Raw genomic sequence first — 7,595 nt, forward strand, 5'->3', positions numbered from 1 at the left:
ACATTTTCATGCTATTAGTTCCGAACCAAAACGCTTTCGGGACACCCACTAGTTACTTTTTCCATTGCCTGGTTCAGTCTCTCCGGGATTGTTCAGGCAGATGGTTATCTGACATCCATCGGAACGGGTGCCGATAAGATTCCTGTGGTCGTGGTGAAGGGCACGCCTTATGAAATGGGGAAGAAGCAGGGGGAGTTGATCAAAGCGGACGCGACCAGGATGATTCACAACATCATGGAAAAGGTTCAAGCTGGGGAGCCCGAACGATGCTCGAACGCTAGTTTGGATGCGGCCTGGAAATCGGTATCGCGTTATACGGATCCCCGTTTCAAAGAGGAACTGCGGGGTTTCGCGGAAGGGTCGGGGATGTCATTGAAAATGCTGCAGCGCGCTCATGCCATGCCTGTGGTGATGGACTATTCCTGCAGCAGTCTTGCCGCCTGGGGTTCTGCGACAAAGGACGGTCATCTCTATCAGACGAGAAACCTGGACTGGTCGATGGATTTGGGCGCTCAAAATTATCCCTGTATCACAGTCTACATTCCCAAGGATGGTGTTCCACACGTGAATGTCACGTTTGCAGGATTCATCGGGGCCAATACAGGAATGAACGCGAATGGAATTGTACTTTCGGAGATGGGAGATTCCCCCGGCAAAGATTATCCATTCAATTTGGATGGCGTGCATTTTACCACTCTGTTTCGGCAAGTCATGTACGATGCGGATGGGTTGGATCATGCGATTGACATTTTTAAAAATGCCAGACGGATTAAAAAGTATCACTATGTTGTTGGTGACGGAAAAAATTTGAGAGCCGTAAAGATGTTGGCGCACGCTCCGAATCTGGTGATCTGGAAAGACAATGATCCGAAAGATGAATTGGCGCCTGAAGTGATGAAGAATCTAGTCTATCAGGACGAAGGTCGCGGTGCCTTTGGGCCGTTAAAACGCGTCTATGGGAAGATCGGTGCTCCGGAAATGATAAACATCGCCTGTCAGATTCCGATCAAGGGTGGGAATATTCTGGACGTCGTTTATGATGCCACGGCTTTGGAACTTTGGGTTTCTTACGCCAAGAAACAGGAAGAAGCTTATAAACGTCCGTTCGTTCATTTCAAACTGAAAGACTATCTGAAGTAAGCCTCTCTCCTTCCGTTTTGGAAATGGCAGAATTCCTTCTGGATCGACCTTGTTTTCTGATGGGATTTCCCTATTTGCATTTAGTCTCTGCTTCGATTCTAATGCGTTCCACGAATCGATCATGTTACGCATTTTCTAATCATTACATCCCCGAGTATACAACAATGCCCTCATCCTTGAATGACTCCCACAGTGATGAATCCCACAGTGATGACGCCAATAGTGAAAAACCAGAGGTTGAAGAACTCAACAGTACTGTATCACTGGATAATCAAGCGTCATCTGTTCCGACTCCCGATGAAACGTTGCCACTAGGCATCGATCTGGCTGCGACGATGATGGAAGAATGGAAGTCTGCACTAGGCGATGATGTTGATCCGGGTCAGACCATCAAAATGCCTTCACCCGAGTCTGACGGTTTAGACAAGACCGTCAGATTGAGCGATGATCTTGATGCGACTCAGCAGGTTCCATCGGGTATAGCCTCCGATGATGATTTCGTGCTTGGTGTTGGCTATGAGGTTGATCAACTGTTGGGCGAAGGTGGTATGGGTGCCGTGTATGCGGGTCGTCAACAGTCGATGGATCGGCCGGTCGCCATCAAGGTGCTCAAATCCAAATTAGAGCAGATCGATGGTAGTCAACGGGCTTTTACTTCGGAAGCGATTATTACAGGTGGCCTGGATCATCCGAATATCGTCCCGATTTATGATCTTGGTATGCAGGAAGACGAAGCGCTATTCTATGCAATGAAGCAGGTGGAAGGTGTGGAATGGAAGGATCGGATTGGCACGAACAGTGTGTCTGAGAATCTGGATATCCTGTTACGTGTAGCGGATGCGGTTGCGCATGCACGGTGCATTATCCATCGTGATTTGAAACCAGCCAACATTATGCTGGGTTCGTTTGGAGAAGTTCTGGTGATGGACTGGGGTCTGGCGATGCCGACGCAGGACCACCCGCGGCGGGAAGTTTACCATACGCCGGCACCTGGTGGCACGCCTTATTACATGGCACCGGAGATGCTGAATGGAGTCGAGCAGGTTGATCGGCGCAGTGATGTGTATCTTCTGGGTGGAATATTATTTGAGATGATCACGGGCAAACCTCCGCATACACTTGATGCACCGCCTGAGACACAGCGGGAGCAAGTTGTGGCGTGTCTGGCGGCGGTATCTCAGAACGTGATTGCAGCGACAGAGAAATCGGGCGAACTTTTGGAGATAGCACGGAACGCACTGGCTACGGATCCTGCGGGCCGTTATCAGAGTGTACCGGAATTTCAACAGGCAATCCGTGGGTATCTTTCGCATGAAGAGAGTATCGAACTGGCCGCGCGGGCAACGGAACGATTGGAAGCTGCTCGGAAGAACGGCGATTATGACGAATTCAGCCGAGCCCGGTTTGGGTTTGAAGCAGCGTTGGAAGAGTGGCCTGAGAATGGGCGTGCGATTGAAGGATTGAAGGCAACAAAATACGACTATGCGAAAACCGCGCTGGATCGCGGCGACCTGGATCTGGGACTTTCATTATTGGATGAGACCGATGGGGAACATGCAACGCTGCGGTCGTCAATCCAGGCAGCGATCGTCAAACGCGACACACGGCAGCAGCAGGTGCGTCGTCTGAAGCGTGTGAGTTTTGGCGCTAGCGTTGTGGTTGCTATTGTTGCCAGTGTGGCGACAGTGTGGATCAACTCCGAACGAGATAAGGCGCTTGCTGCTCAAGATAAAGCACTCGCCGCCCAAAACGAAGAAGCGATCCAGCGGGAACAGGCACAGCGCAGTGCGGAGGAAGCACAAGCTCAGCGTGAAGTTGCCATCGCCGCCAGTAAGAAAGCGGTTGTCGCGCAGAAGATCGCTCAGGAAAATGAACAGAAGGCGATGGTTGCTGAGTCAAGAGCGAAGCAAGAGGCGGAGAACGCGCTCCGAAATTTCAAGGTTGCCGAACGGAATGCTTATTACTCGGATATGTTATTGCTGCAAAAAGCCTGGGAGGATGCAGACCCTGTCAAGCTTCAACAAATTCTAGTCCGGTATCGGAAGCGTGAAGATTTACGAGGCTTCGAGTGGGACTATTGGAACCGTATCAGTCAAAATAGCTTGCTGAGTTTCCGAGAACACTCTGGAAGAGTTACCGATATTTCCTACAGTCCGGATGGTACAAAGATCGCCTCAGCCGCTACTGATAAAACGGTGAAAGTGTGGGACTTAGCCAGGAGTCAGGTGATACTCAACCTCAAAGGACACAGCGCCGCTGTTCGCGGTTTGTCCTTCAGCCCGGATGGTCGTCGCCTGGTCTCGGCCAGTGATGATGGTGTGCTGAAGGTCTGGGATGCGGTTTCTGGAAAAGAGTTACTCTCATTCCAGGGCCATGCTCAGGTTGTGCATGATGTCTCTTTTAGTCCGGACGGAAAATGGTTGGCGTCGGCAAGTGAGGATAAAACGGTGAAAGTGTGGGACGCTCAAACCGGTATGGAGAGACTCACGTTTAAAGGGCATTCGCAGCACGTGTTTGGTCTCTCATTTCACCCGGATGGAAAACGGCTGGCTTCAACAGGTCGGGACCGAACTGTGCAGGTTTGGGAATTAGAGACAGGGAAAGTGCTTACTACGCTTAGAGGATTGACTTCATTTGTTCTTTGTGTTTCATTCAGCCCGGACGGCAAACAACTGGTGACGTGCTGTGGTGATGGGACGATAAACCTGTGGGAGATGGCTACGGGGATCCAGAAATTCACAATTAACGGACATGATTCGTGGGTCCAAAGTGTGGCATTCAGTCCGGATGGAAAGCAACTGGCTTCTGCGGGTCAGGACAGGATATTGAAGTTGTGGGATGCCGCGACGGGGAAAGAGATCAATCGTTACATCGGACATACTTACTCCATCAACAGCGTTTCGTTCAGTCCGGATGGTACTCGGTTGATTTCGTCAGGAGACGGTGCCAATGTGAAGTTATGGAGTGTTGCTGCCTCTCAGAAATCGCTCACGTTTGATAAGCACGAGCGAAGGGTTCAAGATGTGGCTTTAAGTGCAGACGGTTCACAACTGGCTTCTACAGGTAACGAACTGGTTGTGAGAGTTTGGAATCCAGCTACGGGTCAGGAAACACTTACTCTGGACGGGCATTCCAGTCCAGTTATCAGTGTGTCATTGAATGCGGACGGAACACAATTGGCGTCAGGTGATTCCCGTGGGACTGTGAAGGTGTGGGACACAGTCAATAAGAAAGAACTCTTATCTCTGAAAGCGCACACCAAAACGGTTGTTGGACTGTCGATTAGCCCGGATGGAACCCAGCTCGTCTCAACGAGTAGGGATGGGTCAGCAAAAATTTGGGACCTTGCCACCCGTCAGGTGATTCACACTCTCAAAAGGCACAAAGGAACAAGCCGAGGTGTCGCTTTCAGCCCTGATGGTAAGCGGTTGGCATTAATTGTGGAGCCCCGCAACTTGAAAGTCTTCAACCCTCTCGATGGTACGGATGTACTCACAATCAAGGAACCGATTTTCGTTTTGCAAAGCGTCTCGTTCAGCCCGGACGGAACGCAGCTGGTTACCGGAATGACAAATGGTGCATTCAGGTTATGGGACTCTGTTTCAGGGGAAGAAATTCTCACGATGAGAGGTCACGCAGGTAGTGTTATCGATGTGGCATTCAGTCCTGATGGGAAGCGTCTGGCTTCTGCAGGCATTGATCAAACGGTGAAAATCTGGGATGCAGCTACCGGTCAGGAAGCCCTGACGTTTAATGAACACACGGGGGGAAGGGTCACCAGGGTTTTGTTCAGTTCGGATGGCAAACAACTCGTCTCGGCGGGTTCGGACTCGACGGTGAAAGTGTGGGACACGCGGCCGTGGACCGAGAAATTACGAGCAGAGTCTTATGCGAGAGGAATGTTAACGACACTTCGAGAGCGTGTGGAATCGCTGGAAGAATTGCAGCAGCGGATTACTGAGGATAAGTCACTGAGTGACCTTGTGCGAAACCAGGCACTCGAATGGGCGGAACTGTTCTGGAAGAATCGCGTGACACCGATTCAACGAAAGCCAAAACCGGTTAAATAGCATGATTGATTTTGTTCAGGCTTCACTCGCTTCTCTTTGCTAAATCACCCCTGAAGCCTGCATTTGAGGGTGATTTTGCAGCGCGCGTCAAGAACCTTGCCAGTTTGATTCAGACTGCTATGATACAGATTCGAGTATGACAATCGAGGTCTTATATCAATCTAATGAATGGAGTCTGTGAAATGATCAACCGTATTGTGTTTTTTGCTTTTCTTGTTTCCGTCAGTCCTGTAATGGCTCAGGATCAGAGCCCTGAATTACAACAATTCCAGGGGCATTGGCAGGTGGAATCACTTGTTGAGAATGGAAATGTGATCCCCAAAGCAGCAATCAAAGACTGGCTGCCTTCAAGTGGTCGTCTTGAAATTATTGAAAATGCCATCATATTTAAGTCGCACCGCGATGGCAAAAAACACGCAAAGGTTTTTTCCGTTGATGACACAACGTATCCCAAAAGCATTAAGATCAGTTCACCCGATGAAGAATCCAGTACCGGCATTTATCGTTTCAACGATGGCGAACTGGTACTCTGTATCGTTCACCCTGATGATGCAAAGAAGCCGGAAGATTTTTCTGCCAAGACCGGTTCCAAACGAATATTGATGGTGCTGAAGCGCACGACTTCTCCAGGGAAAGGGATATTGAAAACGATCAAGTCTCGAACCGTTTCAGCGAAACCGAAACAAGAGGGAGAGACAGCGCGGATTTTGACAGATGCGGAAGTTTCCAAACGACTGGTCGGCGACTGGCGGATGAAGGATTCCGTGGGCCATCTTTACATTAAATTTAACGCCAACGGAACATTCAGTACCGTGCGGGAATACCAACAGCTTCGCCTGTTTCATAAGTCGTTCGTGCAGACTCCTTCTTCCAGTGGAACATGGAGTGTTAAGAATGGTACGATGACGGCTCACATTCTCAGCTCGATTCGGATTGAGCGAGTGAATCAGTTATTGTCGTTTTCGATTCGATCGATTTCCAATCGAGATATGATTTTTGTTGATCATTGGGGTCGTATCGAGAGTGCCACCAAGCTTGATTAGTCGATGGTATCATACTGAAAAATAAACGGTATGTCTGAAAATAAAAAAGGGAATTCATTTCCCGCTGATTTACGAGTTGTGTTAGCCTGTATTGGTTTCATACTTGTTTACGTCGCCTTAATCTGGCTGTTGGGTCCTCGTCTCGCTCGGGTTCCCCACATGCCAGATCAGGGGGCGGGTTGGTATTTCTGGAAGTTGTCAGAGCCGACGATGATGGGACGCCTCACCGCCTGGGGAGGTTACATTTTACATCAGCTTGCCAATTTTGCGCTGATCTACCGGGCAAAACAACTTTCCGTGCGCTCGATTGAAGCGGGTGGAATTCGCTACTCAAACCAGCTGCACAAAATAAATATCATGGCATTAATGGTGAATGCTGTATTCATCGTACTGCATCTGCTGCAGACACATCTGTGGTATGACGGCCTTGCGCAAGATACGCACGTTTTTTCATCGCTGGTCTCAGTTGCTATTTTACTGATCTGGATATTGATGATGGAGACTCCAAGGCGTGGGTTGTTTTTTGGAGTGAAAGTTCCGATTCGTACTGAGGTATTGGAATTTGCGAAGAAATATCACGGGTATTATTTCTCCTGGGCCATTATCTATACGTTCTGGTTCCATCCTACAGAGGCATCCCTGGGGCATTTGTGGGGTTTTTTCTACCTGCTGCTAATCATGTTGCAAGGCAGTTTATTCTTTACGCGCATGCACACCAATCGATATTGGACTTTATTGCTGGAGGTCCTGGTGCTGGTACACGCTTTTGTAGTCGCGCGTTTGCAAGGGGCAGGGATGTGGCCTATGTTTGCGTTTGGGTTTGGATCGATCTTTGTGATTACACAAATGCATGGTTTGGGTTGGAGTCGACTGAAACGCGCGGTCATACTTGCATTTTATCTGCTCGCACTTTTTCTGGTGTATCGTGAACGCGGGTTTTCGCATGTGAATGAAGTGTTCCGGATTCCGGTGATTGATTATCTGGGCGTGTTTTTATTGACCCTGTTATTCTTTGGTTGGTTACGGGTGCTCAGATTATTTTCTCGGCAACAGAAAATGGATGAATAACTGCCTGTGATTGAGATTTAACTGAATAGTAGAAATAACCTGCCAACTACTCATCCACGCCGTAAATCTCTTTGATGATGTTGCCTGCAAAATTCCTATTAAAGGCGGGATTATTCTTGATGTGGTTTATCATGCCACGGCTTTGGAACTCTGGGTCTCCTACGCCGAGAAGCAAGATGAAGCTTATAAACGGCCCTGCGTTCATTTTAAACTGAAAGACTATCTTAAGGGTTCCTCTAATAATTCCTTGAAATCAAGGAATTAAGTATGGACG

4 protein-coding genes are annotated in these 7,595 nt (G+C 48.9%); all 4 read left to right on the forward strand.

What is annotated here, in order from left to right:
- Window positions 1-144: 144 nt before the first annotated feature.
- Window positions 145-1,140 (forward strand): C45 family peptidase, encoded by a 996-nt coding sequence (locus tag Q0668_RS10285; RefSeq protein WP_298863854.1) that lies wholly within the window; start codon window positions 145-147, stop codon window positions 1,138-1,140.
- Between the two features lie 164 nt (window positions 1,141-1,304).
- Window positions 1,305-5,210, forward strand: a complete 3,906-nt coding sequence (locus tag Q0668_RS10290) for a protein kinase (protein WP_298863857.1) — start codon at window positions 1,305-1,307, stop codon at window positions 5,208-5,210.
- A 182-nt stretch (window positions 5,211-5,392) separates the two neighbouring features.
- On the forward strand, window positions 5,393-6,253 hold the full coding sequence (locus Q0668_RS10295; protein WP_298863860.1) for a TIGR03067 domain-containing protein: 861 nt from the start codon (window positions 5,393-5,395) through the stop codon (window positions 6,251-6,253).
- A 30-nt stretch (window positions 6,254-6,283) separates the two neighbouring features.
- Window positions 6,284-7,321 (forward strand): hypothetical protein, encoded by a 1,038-nt coding sequence (locus Q0668_RS10300; protein WP_298863863.1) that lies wholly within the window; start codon window positions 6,284-6,286, stop codon window positions 7,319-7,321.
- The last annotated feature ends 274 nt before the right edge of the window (window positions 7,322-7,595 follow it).

The sequence above is a fragment of the uncultured Gimesia sp. genome (assembly GCF_937910335.1).
Lineage (GTDB): Bacteria > Planctomycetota > Planctomycetia > Planctomycetales > Planctomycetaceae > Gimesia.

Excerpts from the sequence above, each read along its gene's own strand:
- Q0668_RS10290 (WP_298863857.1), top strand. The coding sequence starts at position 1,305 with ATGCCCTCATCCTTGAATGACTCCCACAGTGATGAATCCCACAGTGAT.
- Q0668_RS10295 (WP_298863860.1), top strand. The coding sequence starts at position 5,393 with ATGATCAACCGTATTGTGTTTTTTGCTTTTCTTGTTTCCGTCAGTCCT.
- Q0668_RS10300 (WP_298863863.1), top strand. The coding sequence starts at position 6,284 with ATGTCTGAAAATAAAAAAGGGAATTCATTTCCCGCTGATTTACGAGTT.